The following is a 13,865-nucleotide window of genomic DNA, read 5'->3' as shown; positions in this document are numbered from 1 at the left end:
CGCTGTCCGTTTCCCCGGGGGGCGCCCGGCCGCTGCAACTGCGGGGGGGTGTCGGGGGCTCCCCCACCCTACCGCTCAGCGGGCGCCGGCCTTGTGGCCGGCGCCCGCTGCGCGTTCGTGAATTGGCAGCTCAACGGCTATATGGCGAAGACACGAGAGCATCGTCCATCGTCAGGCTCCTCTGTGGTCACTTGACGAATTGACGTCTCTTGCACCGTGATAGGGTGGTGACTATGTCAGCTTCGCCCCAGGTCGTGGGTCTACCCATTCGGCGACGACGACCCGTCGCGCCGTCGGTCTTCGACCTGTCGTTCTCCGAGCTCGCGGAGCGCGTCGGCGGCGAACGGCAAGCAGCCGACATCTTCGACAAGCTTTATCGGCAGCGCAAAGACTCGGCCCACACGCTGAAGCACTACGGGCAACTCGACGACCTCTCGTCGACCCTCGCCGAGCGCAGTCGCACCAGGGGAAGCCAGACGACAAAGTTCCTGTTCGAGCTGGTCGACGGCAATTTCATCGAGACGGTGCGGATCCGTCGCCACGACGGCTACACCGCCTGCGTCTCGTCTCAGGCGGGGTGCGCCTTCGCGTGCCAGTTCTGCGCGTCGGGCCGCGACGGCCTCAAGCGACACCTGCTACCGGGCGAGATCGTGCAGCAGGTGCTGGCGCTCGGGCCCGGCGTCAACAGGCTCGTGTTCATGGGCATCGGCGAGCCCCTGCACAACTACGACAACGTCATGGGCTCCATTCGCATTCTCCGCGAACGGCGCGGGCTCGGCTTCAAGACCAGTGGGATCACCATCTCCACGATCGGTATCCCGAAGTCGCTGAAGCGCCTGCGTGAAGAGCACATCAAGATCAATCTGACCATTTCCCTGCACGCGACCACGCAGGAGTCGCGGACCGAACTGATCCCGGGATCACGCAATCACGACATCAACGAGGTCGTCGAGGGTGCGTTGTCGTGGGCGGAGCGGCACGGTCGGATCGTCACCTTCGTTTACCTCCTGCTTCCCAATGTGAACGACTCCGACGACGACGTCACCCGTCTGATCCAGTTCTTCGCAGGTCGACCGGCTCGGATCAACCTGATGCGGTGGAATCCGGTCCTGGGCGGTCCGCTCTTCCAGCGGGTCAGTGACCGGCGACTGAGCACCGTCCGGCGCGAGTTGGACTCCGCCGGGGTCAACGTCACCGTCCGGGACACCCAGGGCCAGGACATCGAAGCCGCCTGCGGTCAGCTCCGCCTCCAGCAGCTGGCCAAGAAGGACACCACCGACCCGGCCGGGCCGGACGAGACGTCGACCGCCGACGTCGTCCCGCCCCGGCGGGAGCGGATCCTCGCCACCGGTCGCCGCGACAAGAAGTAGGGCGACAAGGCCCCCGGCCACCACCCACCAGCCGCGACCGCGTACGACGTGGTGTCGCGCTCGCCCGGACCGCCGGACGCCCCCGTGCCGCATCGCGCCGCCACCCCGGCCCGCCGCCGCAGTTCCTGGGGATGCCGGGTGCCCGGCCGCCGGGTCGTCCGCACGCCGGGCCGCTGCACGTCCCCACCCGGCACGTCCCTACCCGGCCCACCCCCACGCGGCGCGTAGCGCCGCCGCACGCCTCCCCCTCTGGTGCGGGTGGTCCCTCAGCCGAGGCTCGACCTGTCCTGTAGCCGTCGCCGCCAACCTGGTTCCGACAGTGGACGGCTCATCTCTGGTGCCCCGGGGGGTCACATGAAGGCGCTTGTCCTGTCGGGCGGAGCGGGTACCCGCCTACGACCCATCACGCACACGTCCGCCAAGCAGTTGGTGCCGGTGGCCAACAAGCCGGTGCTCTTCTACGGGCTGGAGGCCATCGCTGAGTCCGGCATCCGCGACGTCGGCATCATCGTGGGTGACACCGCCGACGAGATCATGGCCGCCGTGGGGGACGGCTCGGAGTTCGGCATCTCAGTGACCTACATCCGCCAGCACGCGCCGCTGGGCCTCGCCCACGCCGTCCTGATCGCCCGCGACTACCTCGGTGACGACGACTTCGTCATGTACCTGGGCGACAACTTCATCGTCGGCGGGATCCGCGACCTGGTCGACGACTTCCGGCAGGCCCGCCCCGACGCGCACATCCTGCTGACCCACGTGGCGGACCCCCGGCACTTCGGGGTCGCCGAACTCGTCGACGGCCGGGTGGTCAGCCTGGAGGAGAAGCCACAGCACGCCAAGAGCGACCTCGCCCTGGTCGGGGTCTACCTGTTCACGCCGGTGGTCCACGAGGCGGTACGGGTCATCACCCCGTCCGAGCGGGGGGAACTGGAGATCACTCACGCCATCCAGTGGCTCATCGACCGCGAGTGCGACGTCCGGTCGACGATCATCTCCGGATACTGGAAGGACACCGGCAACGTGACCGACATGCTGGAGGTGAACCGTTCCGTGCTGGAGACCATCGAGACCCGGGTGGCCGGTACGGTCGACGCCACCAGCGAGATCATCGGCCGGGTACGGATCGATCGGGGCGCGCGGATCAGCGGAAGCCGTATCGTCGGCCCGGCGGTCATCGGCGCCTCGACGGAGGTCGTCGACTCCTACGTCGGGCCGTTCACAGCGATCGGCGAGTGCTGCCGGATCGAGGACACCGAGATCGAGTACTCGATCGTGTTGCGGGACTCGGCACTCACCGGCGTCCGCCGGGTCGAGGCGTCACTGATCGGACGTGGCGTGGAGGTCACCCCCGCGCCGCGCAACCCCGCCGCCCACCGGTTCGTGCTCGGCGATCACAGCAAGGTGCAGATCTCGTCATGACGACTCGACTCCTGGTCACCGGCGGTGCCGGATTCATCGGTTCGCACTACGTCCGTACCCTGCTCGGCCCGGACGGGCCGACCGACGTACGGGTCACGGTCCTGGACGCCCTCACCTACGCCGGTAACCCGGAGAACCTGGCGGGCCTGCGCGACCACCCGAGGTACACGTTCGTCCAGGGTGACATCTGCGACGCCGCGACGGTGACCGCGCTGGCCCGCGAGCACGACCAGGTGGTCCACTTCGCCGCCGAGTCCCACGTCGACAGGTCGATCGACGGCGGGGCGGCGTTCGTCCGTACCAACGTGCTCGGCACCCAGACCCTGATCGAGGCGGCTCACCAGCAGGGCGTCGAGACGTTCGTCCACGTCTCGACCGACGAGGTGTACGGCTCCATCGAGCACGGCTCGTGGCCGGAGACGCACCCGCTCAAGCCCAGTTCCCCGTACTCGGCGTCGAAGGCGGGTGGTGATCTCGTCGCCCTGTCGTACCACCACACGCACGGTCTCGACGTCCGGGTGACCCGGGGCTCCAACACGTACGGGCCGTACCACTTCCCGGAGAAGCTCATCCCCCTTTTCATCACCCGACTCCTCGACGGGGAGACGGTGCCGCTCTACGGCGACGGTGGCAACGTACGGGACTGGCTGCACGTCGACGACCACGTCCACGGGATCGAGTTGGCCCGTACGCGGGGCCGGGCCGGGGAGATCTACCACATCGGCGGGGGCACGGAGCTGTCCAACCGGGAACTGACCGGTCTGCTGCTCGCCGCCTGCGACGCCGGCTGGGACCGGGTGCGGCACGTCTCGGACCGCAAGGGCCACGACCGGCGCTACTCACTCGACTGCTCGAAGGCCCGACGCGAGTTGGGGTACACCCCCCGGGTCGACTTCCGTGCGGGGCTCGCCGACACCGTCCGCTGGTACCGCGACAACCGACCCTGGTGGGAGGCGTTACGCGCCCGGGCGATGGTGTGAGGGACCGGCACCGACAGCCGAGCGGCGACCACCGGTGGTCGGCGAACGGCATTCTCGACTGACGTCGGACTCCACCCCGACGCAATTACCTCCCCAGCTCGATACATAGTCGCTTGACCATCAATGATGCCCCGTATTCGGCGGGCCATCGACCCCGCAGGCACCTCGCGAACCTTGGCACGGCAGGTCGGCAGGCGAAGCATCTGTGCAGGTGGAGAGCGGTTCGTGACCCCGACGCAGGGGGTCGGTGGACGCCGCCCGAGATGCGGACGCATCCCGCGCACCGACACATTCCTGCACCCGCACCACAGGCCGGAAATTCCGTGTGATCTGGCTCACGCATCAATCGATATCAGTTTTTGATCGCTACACTCAGGCGATGCCCGAAACGAGATGCCGTATCTGCGGAAATGAAGATCTCGAATCAGTACTGCATCTGGGAGAACAGGCCCTCACCGGGGTCTTCCCGCACAGCCCAGACGACGTCGTCCCCACGTTTCCGCTGGAACTGGTGACCTGCGCGCCGCCCGGCTGCGGACTGGTCCAGCTGCGCGAGACGCCCGACTTCGGACTGATGTACAACGAGGGTTACGGCTACCGGTCCGGCATCCGCCCCTTCATGATCAACCACCTGCACGACAAGGTCGCCAAGCTGCGCGGCATGCGCGAGGTCGGCCCCGACGACCTCGTGGTCGACATCGGCAGCAACGACTCCACCCTGCTGCGGGGCTACCTCCCCGACCCGCCGAAGCTGGTCGGGTTCGACCTGGTGGGAGAGAAGTTCCGCGACCTGTACCCACCGGAGGCCGACCTCGTCGCCGGCTTCTTCTCCGCCGAGGCGTTCACCGAGCGCTACGGGGACCGGCGCGCCGCGATCGTCACCTCCATCGCGATGTTCTACGACCTGCCCGCGCCGACGGAGTTCATGCGCGACGTCCACGACATCCTCGCCCCCGACGGCCTGTGGCTGATGGAGCAGAGCTACCTGCCCTCCATGCTGGAGGCCAGCGCCTACGACATCGTCTGCCACGAACACCTTGAGTACTACGCCCTGCGGCAGATCGAGTGGATGGCCGAACGCACCGGGCTGAAGGTGGTCGACGCCGAGATCACCGACGTGTACGGCGGAAGCCTCTGTGCCGTGCTGGCCCGGCAGACCAGCGACCACCGGGTGAACGAGCCGGCGCTGCAGAAGATCCGGGACCAGGAGACCGCCGCCCGGCTCGACACCCTGGCGCCCTACGAGGCATTCGCCCGCAACACCGAGCGCCAACGCGACCACCTGCTGGACTTCCTCGCCACGTCGCGCGCCGCCGGCAAACTGACCCTGGGGTACGGCGCCTCGACGAAGGGCAACGTGATCCTGCAGTACTGCGGACTCACCGAGGACGACCTGCCCTGCATCGGGGAGGTCAGCCCGGAGAAGTCCGGCCGGTACACCCCGGGCACCGGGATCCCGATCGTGTCGGAGGAGGAGGCGAAGTCCCGCCGCCCCGACCAGCTCCTCGTCCTGCCCTGGATCTACCGCGACGGCTTCCTCGAACGGGAACAGGAGTTCCTCGCCAACGGCGGCAAGCTCGTCTTCCCCCTCCCCCACCTGGAAGTGGTGTGATGAAACTGCCCGATCTGGAGAGCGACGCCTTCCACGTCGACTGGTACCGGACCTATGCGGAGCTGCGCGAACGGGCCCCGGTGACCCCGGTGCGCTTCTTCGGCCAGGACGCCTGGCTGATCACCGGCTACGAGGAGGCCCGTACCGCCCTGGGCGACCTGCGGTTGAGCAGCGACCCGAAGAAGAAGTACCCGGGGGTGGAGGTGGAGTTCCCCGCCTACCTGGGCTTCCCCGAGGACGTACGGCACTACTTCGTCAACAACATGGGCACCAGCGACCCGCCCACCCACACCCGGCTGCGCAAGCTGGTCTCCCAGGAGTTCACCGCCCGCCGGGTGGAGGCCATGCGTCCCCGGGTCGAGGCGATCACCGCGCAACTGCTCGACGAGATCGGCGACGTCGACGAGGTCGACATCGTCGACCGGTTCGCCCATCCCCTGCCCATCAAGGTGATCTGCGAACTGCTCGGGGTGGACGAGAAGGACCGGGGCGACTTCGGCCGGTGGAGCTCGGAGATCCTCGTCATGGAACCCGAGCGCGCCGCGCAGCGCGGCCAGGCCGCCCAGGAGGTCGTCACCTTCATCATCGACCTGGTCGAGCGCCGCCGTACCGAGCCCGGCAACGACCTGCTCTCGGCCCTGATCCGGGTCCAGGACGACGACGCCGACCGGCTCAGCCGCGACGAACTCACCTCCATCGCGCTGGTGCTGCTGCTGGCGGGATTCGAGGCGTCGGTGAGCCTCATCGGGATCGGCACCTACCTGCTGCTGACCCACCCCGACCAGCTCGCGCTGGTCCGGAAGGACCCGGCACTGCTGCCCGGAGCGGTGGAGGAGATCCTGCGCTACCAGGCCCCACCGGAGACCACCACCCGGTTCGCCACCGCCGAGGTGGAGATCGGCGGGGTGACGATCCCGGCGTACAGCACCGTCCTGATCGCCAACGGGGCGGCCAACCGCGACCCGGGACAGTTCCCCGACCCCGACCGGTTCGACGTCACCAGGGACAGCCGGGGACACCTCACCTTCGGGCACGGCATCCACTACTGCATGGGCCGCCCGCTGGCCAAGCTGGAGGGAGAGGTCGCCCTGGGGGCCCTGTTCGACCGCTTCCCGAAGCTGTCGCTGGGCTTCCCCTCCGACGAGGTTGTCTGGCGGCGGTCGCTCCTGCTGCGCGGCATCGACCACCTGCCGGTGCGACCGAACGGATGAGACACCGATGAACACCTGGTTGCGGCGGTTCGGGTCCGCCGACGGACACCGGGCCCGGCTGTACTGCTTCCCGCACGCGGGAGCCGCCGCCGACTCGTACCTCGACCTCGCCCGGGCACTGGCCCCGGAGGTCGACGTGTGGGCGGTGCAGTACCCGGGCCGGCAGGACCGACGTGACGAGCGGGCTCTCGGCACCGCCGGGGAGATCGCCGACGAGGTCGCGGCCGTGCTGCGCGACCTCGTCGGCGAGGTTCCGTTCGCCCTGTTCGGTCACAGCATGGGCGCCCTGGTCGCCTACGAGACCGCCCGTCGCCTGGAGGCTCGTCCGGGGGTGCGACCGCTGCGGTTGTTCGTCTCCGGGCAGACCGCCCCCCGGGTCCACGAGCGGCGCACCGACCTGCCCGACGAGGACGGACTCGTCGAGCAGATGCGCAGGCTCGGGGTCAGCGAGGCCGCATTGGCCGACCAGGGGCTGTTGGACATGTCGCTGCCGGTGCTGCGGGCCGACCACCGGGTGCTGCGCTCCTACGCCTGGCAGGCCGGGCCGCCGCTGCGGGCCGGCATCACCACCCTCTGCGGTGACACCGACCCGTTGACGACGGTGGAGGACGCCCAACGCTGGCTGCCGTACTCGGTAGTCCCCGGCCGTACCCGGACCTTCCCGGGCGGGCACTTCTACCTCGCCGACCACGTCGGGGAGGTGGCCGAGTCGGTGCGCCGGGACCTGCTGCGGCTCACCCCCACCGGCTGACCGGGGCGGGGACCGCGGCGGCCGTCCCGCCGCACCGACACGGGTTCCCGCAGGTCAGGGGCGGGCTCTCACCGTAGCCACGCCTCCGGGGCCGCCCCTGCTGCGGCGACCCCGGGGAAGATCCCGTCCAGGGCGGTGAGTTCCGTCGCGCCGAGGGCGACGCCGCAGGCGCGGAGCGCGGAGTCGAGCCGTCCGGGCGTCCGCGCACCGACGACCGCCCCCGCCACACCGGGCCGGGACAGCACCCACGCCAGTGCGACCTCGGCGGGGTGCTCGCCGAGGTCTCTGCAGAACACCTCGTACGCCTCCACCGCCGAGCGCAGTGCCGTCGGCTGTCCCGACGCCCGTGCGGCTGCGGCGCCCGGACCGTCGCCGCCGAGCAGACCGCCGAGGCGGGTCGGCCTGGCGAAGACCCCGAGCCCGTACGCCTGCGCGGCGGGCAGGACCTCCAGTTCGGGATGGCGCGACGTCAGGTCGTACCGACACTGGTGGGACACCAGGCCGAGGCGGTGACGGCGGACGGCGTGCTCCTGGGCGGCGACGATGTGCCATCCGGGGAAGCCCGACGACCCGACGTAACAGACCTTTCCGGCGGCCACGAGGGCGTCCACCGCCTGCCAGACCTCGTCCCACGGCTCCACCCGGTCCACCCGGGGCAGGTGAAGGACGTCGACGTGGTCGACACCGAGACGCCGCAGGGAGCCCTCACAGGAGGCGATGATCTGCCGGGCGGAGAGGCCGCCCCCGCCGACCTGCCCGCCCGGTGGGACACCCACCGTCACCGACAGGACGGTCTCCTCCCGCCGACCGGTGTCCCCGGCCAACCACCGGCCGACCGACTCCTCGGCGACCTGGGCACTGGTCGACGCAGAGTCGTCGTCGGCGGTGTCGAGGCAGTTGACGCCCCGGGAACGGGCGTGGTCGAGCAGGCGTACTGCGTCGGCGTCGTCCTGGCCGGCGAGGGCTGCCGTACCCAGCCAGAGCCGGCTGGTCAGCAGGGCGCACCGGCCGAGCCGGACGTGGGTGGCGTCGGTGCTCATCCGACGGCGGTCCGTTCCCCGACCAGCCCCGCACAGACGTCGACGACCTCGGCGGGGGACGGCTCGGCGAGCATGTCGGCCCGCATCCGCGCCGCACCGGCGGTGAAGGCGGGATCGTCCAGGACCCGCCGCACCGCCTCGCGGAGCTGGTCGGAGGTCAGCTCGGGCACCGGCAGGGCGATGCCCGCCCCCTGGTCCTCGGTCCGCTGGGCGCGGACCCCGGTGTCCCAGCCGTCGGGCAGGATCACCTGCGGCACGCCGTGGATGGCGGCGGTGTGCCAGCTGCCGGGACCGCCGTGGTGCACCGTCGCCGCGCAGGTCGGCAGCAGTGCGTGCATCGGGACGAACCCGACCGTACGGATGTTGGCCGGGACGTGGGCGACGCCTTCGAGCTGCTGCTCGTCCACTGTCGCGATGATCTCGGCGTCGACGTCACCGAGCGCACCCAACAGGTCGTCGACGGAGACCTGCCCGATGCTGTTCTCCCGGCTGGAGATGCCCAGGGTGAGGCAGACCCGTCGGCGGGTCGGCTCGTCGTGCAGCCAGTCCGGCACCACCGACGGGCCGTTGTAGTCGACGTAGCGCATGCCCACCGTCCTCAGCCCGGTGTCGAGGCGCATCCCGACCGGGGCGGGGTCGATCGTCCACTGCCCGACCACCAGCTCCTCGACGTCCTGCGGCACCCGGCCGCCGAACCTCTCCACAGACCAGGTGAGCCACTCGGCGAGGGGGTCCTCCCGGTGGGCGGCGGGCTGTCCGGGCAGCAGCCCGAGGAACTTCTGCCGGGCCCGTACCGTGATGTCGGGTCCCCACAGGAGTCGGGCGTGGGCCACGCCGGTCACCGTCGCCGCGATCGACGCGGCGAAGGTCTGCGGCTCCCAGACGACCAGGTCGGGTCGCCACGACCGACAGAAGGAGATCATGCCCTCGACCAGCGAGTCCGGGCTCATCAGGGCGTAGAAGGTCGGGGTGAGGACGGTCTGCATGCCGAGCAGGTGGTCCCAGGTGGAGGTGGCCGGGTCCCGCTCGCTGAAGTCCAGGCTGCGGACGTAGTCGATGATGTCGTACCCGGCGTGGGTCATGAAGTCGACAAGGTCGACGTCGGTGCCGACCGGTACGGCCGTCAGTCCGGCCGCCGTGATGTCGTCGGTGAGAGCCGGTGAGGCGACGACCCGTACCTCGTGGCCCGCCGCGCGGAAGGCCCAGGCGAGGGGAACGAGACCGAACAGGTGGCTCTTGCTGGCCATGGAGGAGAAGACGACGCGCATCGCAGGCACCTCAGAGTTCGACCGGGCAGTGGGCGGTGGCTCGCAGGACCGGTGAACGACGTCGCCTGACGACCGGGCCACCGGCGGTGAGACCGGGCAGCGCCTTGGCGACGCTGCGCAGTGCGGCGGTGGTCAGGACCACCACCAGCTCCTCCAACCGGCCGGGGTGACCGCGCTGGGCGGACAGGGCCCGGTCGGCGTCGGCCCGGTCCGGGTCGAGGCGGTCCGGGTCGGCGAAGACCCCCGCGTCACGGTTGGCGGCGGCGACCACCACGACGACCTCGTCGCCCGCCGCGACCGTGTGCTCGCCCACCACCGTCTCGGTGCCGGCGGTACGCCGTTCCAGGTGCGCCGTCGGATGCAGGCGCAGCACCTCCGCGACGAGACGGGCGGCGACGTCGGGGTCGTCGGCGAGACGCTGGGCCGCCCCCGCCGTGGCGGTCACCGCCAGCACCGCGTCGACGAACGCGGTGGCTGTCATCTCGACGGCGGTGAACAGCGCCCGCCGGTGCGGGTCCCCGGGCACCGCGGCGATCGCCGCCTCGGTCACCGCCAGGGGCTGCGGGGTGAGCTGGGCGTCGAGGCCGACCCGGGCGTCCCACGCGGCGCGCAGCACGTCGGGGTCGTCCGCGCCGACCCCCCGCGACGCCATCGGCCAGGCGAGGTCGCGGACCAGGTCCAGGCGGGTCCCCGGGGCAGGCAGGAGACCCGTCAGCCGGTCCTCCACCTCCTGCGGGTCGGGCAGTTCGGCGTCCCAGGACGCGGCGTGCACGTCACGGAACGGCTGCGCCCAGGTCGAGGCCGGGGCGCCCGCGGCCCGCATCCACTCCGGCGTCCGGCCGGTGGCCCGGGTGAAGGTCGGGTCGTCGAGCACCCGCACGGCGGTGGCGTGGTCGGTCACCACCCACGTCTCGGTACGGCTGCGCCGGACCCCGGATCCGCCCAGCCCCCGGTACCAGCGGTGCGGGTCGTCGTCGTGCCCGCACAACAGCATCGGGTACGGGTCTCCGTTGCTGCCGTAACCCCAGTACAGTCCCCGGATCATCTGGAGTCGTCGGCCCAGCACGGCGCGATCGGTCGTGTTCATGCCCTCTCCCCGCTCAACCAGGCGTCGATGTGCCGCGCGATCGCGTCGGCGTGCTCCTGCACCATCGAGAAGTGGTCACCGGGCACCGTGACCCTGTCGTGCCCGAACGGCCACGTGGACTGCCAACCGTCGTCCGGCCACTCCCCCATCGGCTCGCTGGCGGCCACCACCAGCGTGGGCAGACCGGTGTCCCTCGGACGCCACCTGCCGGTCAGCCTGTCGTACGCCCCCAGGGCCGTGAGCCGGGTGTCGTCCATCCGTACGGTCTCGTGGTCGAACAGGGCGGCGGTCAGCTCGCCGAGCCAGGCGTGCACCGCCTCCTGGTGACCGGGTGGGTACACGTCGAGGAGCACGACGCCACGTGGCGGGTGGCCCCGGTCGGCCAGCTCGGTCGCCAGGGCGTACGCCATCAGGGCCCCCGCCGAGTGTCCGACCAGCACGAACGGCGTGTCGCCCTGTGCCGCGAGGACCGCGTCCGCCTGCACCCCGAGCACTGCCTCCATCGACGCCGGCACCGGTTCACCCGCCTCGTACCCGGGTTGCGCGAGGGCGCGCACCGGCACGGTGCCGCGCAGCGCCGAGGCGAGTCGGGCGAACTCGTGCGGCCCGGAGAGCGCCGCAGTGCCCGCGCAACAGATCACAGTGACCGGGCCGGATCCGTCGGCCAGGTCGACGAGTTCCAGCTGTCCGCCCAGGCTCGCCGCGTCGGTGAACCGCTCCCGGAACTCCGACAGGTTCGCCAGCAGGTCCAGGTACGACCGGACGTCGCCGGTCTGCCCGGCCCGCCGGTAGCCGTCCCGCAGGACGCTGCCCGTCGCCTCGACCGGGGCGGTGCCGACGTCGAGCTGCTGCGCGAGGTGGTCGGCGAGTCTGCGTACCGTGGGGTGCTGGAACACCAGGGCGGCGGGCAGCGTCCGCCCGGTGGCCTGCTGGAGCTGGTTGCGCAGGCCGACGGCGGTGAGCGAGTCGAAGCCCAGCTCGGTGAAGGGCTGGTCCAACCCGACCGCGTCCGGGTCCTGGTGACCGAGGATCGCGGCCACGTGCGAGCGCGTGAACTGGAGTAGCTGGTCGGCGGTCATCGCCGGGACCGGGGCCGCCGCAGCGGTGGGGGCGGCCACCGGCGCGGAGGTGACGAGTTCGTCGATCAGGGGTCTGGGCCGGGCGGCGGTGAAACCCACGGCGAAGCGGTCCCAGTCGACGTCGGCTACCGACACACAGGTGTCGTCGTTGTCCAACGCCTGGTGCAGGGCGCGCAGCGCCCGGTCCGGTGCCATCGCCCGCAGACCGCGCCGGGTCAGCCCGTCGAGGTCGCCGGTGGCCATGCCGTCGCCGGCCCACGCCCCCCAGGCGACCGAGGTCGCGGCCCGGCCCGCCTGGCGGCGGCGGTGGGCCAGGGCGTCCAGGTAGGCGTTGGCTGCCGCGTACGCGCCCAGGTTCGCGCTACCCCACACTCCCGCCCCCGAGGAGAACAGGACGAAGGTGTCGGCGTCCGGGCAGAGCTCGTCGAGCAGCCGCGCCCCGGTCACCTTCGCGGCGCTGACCGACTCCAGTTCGTCGATCCGGTCGAGGGGACGGGAGTCGGGCACCCCTGCGGTGTGGACGACGATCCGGACCGGCCGGTCCTGTTCCCGTAGCTCCTGCACCAGGGCGCGCAGGCGTGGCCCGTCGGTGACGTCGCACGCCTCGACTCTCGGCTCGGCCCCGAGGTCGGCCAGTTCGGCGGCCAGTTCGGCGGCACCGGGTGCGTCGGGGCCGCTCCTGCTGAGCAGGACGAGATCGGTCACCCCGGACCGGGCCAGGTACCGCGCGACGTGGCCGCCGAGGGCACCCGTACCGCCCGTGACGAGCGCCGTGCCCGCCGGTGTCCACCTGGCGTTTCGGGTGGTCAGCGGGGCGCGGACGAGCCGTCGGCCGTGGCGGATGCCGTCGCGCAGCGCCACCTGGTCCTCGTGGTCGTCGGCGGCCAGGAGGGCGGCGAAGACCACCCCGTCCTCGGCGGTGGGTTCGACGGTCACGTCCACCAGGCCGCCCCACCGGTGCGGGGTCTCCAGACCCATCACCCGTCCGATCCCCCACACCATTGCCTGGTCGCAGTCGATCGGGTCGTGGTCGTCGAGTGCGACGCCGCCGCTGGTGACCAGCCAGAGTGGGGCCTCGACGTCGGCCTCGCCGAGGAGTCGGTGCCGGGCCAGGTGGGTGGCGGTGTCGGCGGCGAAGGAGAGCACACCGGCGAGTCGTCCGGCCGCCTCGTCCAGGGCGACCGCGAGGGACTCCCGGTCGGGAGCGGCCACCGGGACGAGGAGCCCGCCGGCCTTCTCGACGCTGTGGCCGAGGGTCTCCGGGGCGTCGCCGAAGACGAGGTAGCTGCCGGACAGCTCCGCCGGGGTGGTGGCCAGGGGCCGCCAGTCGACGCGGTAGCGGTGGTCGGCGACCTGGTCGGCCGCCGTCGGGGCGAGCCAGTACCGGGTCGCCTCGAACGGGTAGTTCGGCAGGGGAACCGGGTGGGTGGCGGGGAGGATCGCCCGCCAGTCCACTGGTACGCCGTGCACGTGGGCCCGGGCGAGTTCGGCGACCAGGTGCCGCTCGCCGGTGTCCCGGTGCAGCGAGCCGATGGCCACCGTCTCGTCGTCGATCTCCTGCACCGCGGCGGTGAGGACCGGGTGTGGGCTCATCTCGACGAAGACCCGGTAGCCGTCGGCGACGGCGGCCTCGACGGCCTCGTCGAAGCGCACCGGTGAGCGCAGGTTGTCGTACCAGTACCGGGCGTCCATGTCCGTGCCGGCGCCCCGGGCGCCGTGCAGCGTGGAGTAGAGGGCGACGTCGGGTCGGCGCGCCGTGACGTCGGCCAGGTCGGTGAGGATCGTGTCGCGGATCTGTTCGACGTGGGCGGAGTGGGAGGCGTAGTCCACAGGCAGCGTCTTGGCCCGCTCACCGGTCTCGGCGCAGTGGGCGACGAGGGCGGCGAGGGCCTGTGGGTCACCCGAGACCACCACCGAGGTCGGGGAGTTGACCGCCGCCACCGAGATCCGGTCGGACCAGGGTGCGATCAGCTCCCGGGCGCGTTCGGCGGAGACCGCGAGGGAGACCATGCCGCCGTGGCCGGCCAACGCCCGCAACGCCCGCGCCC

10 protein-coding genes are annotated in these 13,865 nt (G+C 71.3%); 6 read left to right on the top strand and 4 right to left on the bottom strand.

All coding sequences use genetic code 11. The annotated features are described in order from the left end of the window. The first annotated feature begins 233 nt into the window (after positions 1–233). From rlmN to ABT336_RS23960, 6 genes are all read left to right on the top strand, one after another. A complete protein-coding gene (rlmN, locus tag ABT336_RS23985; RefSeq protein ID WP_350899294.1) occupies positions 234–1,370 on the top strand; it encodes a 23S rRNA (adenine(2503)-C(2))-methyltransferase RlmN in 1,137 nt (378 codons plus the stop codon). A gap of 354 nt (positions 1,371–1,724) precedes the next feature. Next, positions 1,725–2,789 carry a glucose-1-phosphate thymidylyltransferase gene (locus tag ABT336_RS23980; protein ID WP_350899292.1) on the top strand — a complete coding sequence of 355 codons (1,065 nt, stop codon included), beginning with the start codon at positions 1,725–1,727 and terminating at the stop codon, positions 2,787–2,789. Further along, positions 2,786–3,769, top strand: coding sequence for a dTDP-glucose 4,6-dehydratase (gene rfbB / locus ABT336_RS23975; RefSeq protein ID WP_350899290.1), 984 nt, complete (start codon positions 2,786–2,788; stop codon positions 3,767–3,769). The genes ABT336_RS23980 and rfbB overlap by 4 nt, the downstream gene beginning before the upstream one ends. Before the next feature lie 379 nt (positions 3,770–4,148). Next, on the top strand, positions 4,149–5,381 hold the full coding sequence (locus ABT336_RS23970) for a class I SAM-dependent methyltransferase (protein ID WP_350899288.1): 1,233 nt from the start codon (positions 4,149–4,151) through the stop codon (positions 5,379–5,381). After that, complete coding sequence (gene eryF / locus ABT336_RS23965) at positions 5,378–6,592, top strand: 6-deoxyerythronolide B hydroxylase (protein WP_350899286.1); 1,215 nt, start codon at positions 5,378–5,380, stop codon at positions 6,590–6,592. Before ABT336_RS23970 ends, eryF begins: the two co-directional genes overlap by 4 nt. Before the next feature lie 7 nt (positions 6,593–6,599). Beyond that, positions 6,600–7,343 carry a thioesterase II family protein gene (locus ABT336_RS23960; protein ID WP_350899284.1) on the top strand — a complete coding sequence of 248 codons (744 nt, stop codon included), beginning with the start codon at positions 6,600–6,602 and terminating at the stop codon, positions 7,341–7,343. Positions 7,344–7,411: 68 nt separating this feature from the next. Here the strand turns inward: ABT336_RS23960 and ABT336_RS23955 are convergent, their stop codons facing one another. From ABT336_RS23955 to ABT336_RS23940, 4 genes are all read right to left on the bottom strand, one after another. After that, positions 7,412–8,383: an aldo/keto reductase gene (locus ABT336_RS23955; protein WP_350899282.1), complete on the bottom strand. Its 972-nt coding sequence runs from the start codon at positions 8,381–8,383 to the stop codon at positions 7,412–7,414. Beyond that, positions 8,380–9,651 carry an activator-dependent family glycosyltransferase gene (locus ABT336_RS23950; RefSeq protein ID WP_350899280.1) on the bottom strand — a complete coding sequence of 424 codons (1,272 nt, stop codon included), beginning with the start codon at positions 9,649–9,651 and terminating at the stop codon, positions 8,380–8,382. Before ABT336_RS23950 ends, ABT336_RS23955 begins: the two co-directional genes overlap by 4 nt. Positions 9,652–9,661: 10 nt before the next feature. Continuing rightward, positions 9,662–10,738, bottom strand: coding sequence for a cytochrome P450 (locus ABT336_RS23945; protein ID WP_350899278.1), 1,077 nt, complete (start codon positions 10,736–10,738; stop codon positions 9,662–9,664). Beyond that, positions 10,735–13,865 (bottom strand): type I polyketide synthase (locus tag ABT336_RS23940; RefSeq protein ID WP_350899276.1); only part of this gene is annotated, 3,131 nt, incomplete at its 5' end. The genes ABT336_RS23940 and ABT336_RS23945, both read right to left, overlap by 4 nt.

It is taken from the genome of Micromonospora sp. NPDC000207 (assembly GCF_040300925.1).
Taxonomy (GTDB): Bacteria; Actinomycetota; Actinomycetes; order Mycobacteriales; family Micromonosporaceae; genus Micromonospora.
The sequence above is the reverse complement of the archived record's forward strand: the minus strand, read 5'-3'. Positions and strand labels throughout refer to the sequence as shown.

What these genes read in the sequence shown, in the direction of transcription:
- ABT336_RS23950 (WP_350899280.1), bottom strand. Translation starts at nt 9,651, where the DNA reads ATGCGCGTCGTCTTCTCCTCCATGGCCAGCAAGAGCCACCTGTTCGGT.
- rfbB (WP_350899290.1), top strand. Translation starts at nt 2,786, where the DNA reads ATGACGACTCGACTCCTGGTCACCGGCGGTGCCGGATTCATCGGTTCG.
- rlmN (WP_350899294.1), top strand. Translation starts at nt 234, where the DNA reads ATGTCAGCTTCGCCCCAGGTCGTGGGTCTACCCATTCGGCGACGACGA.
- ABT336_RS23980 (WP_350899292.1), top strand. Translation starts at nt 1,725, where the DNA reads ATGAAGGCGCTTGTCCTGTCGGGCGGAGCGGGTACCCGCCTACGACCC.
- ABT336_RS23970 (WP_350899288.1), top strand. Translation starts at nt 4,149, where the DNA reads ATGCCCGAAACGAGATGCCGTATCTGCGGAAATGAAGATCTCGAATCA.
- ABT336_RS23960 (WP_350899284.1), top strand. Translation starts at nt 6,600, where the DNA reads ATGAACACCTGGTTGCGGCGGTTCGGGTCCGCCGACGGACACCGGGCC.
- ABT336_RS23955 (WP_350899282.1), bottom strand. Translation starts at nt 8,383, where the DNA reads ATGAGCACCGACGCCACCCACGTCCGGCTCGGCCGGTGCGCCCTGCTG.
- ABT336_RS23945 (WP_350899278.1), bottom strand. Translation starts at nt 10,738, where the DNA reads ATGAACACGACCGATCGCGCCGTGCTGGGCCGACGACTCCAGATGATC.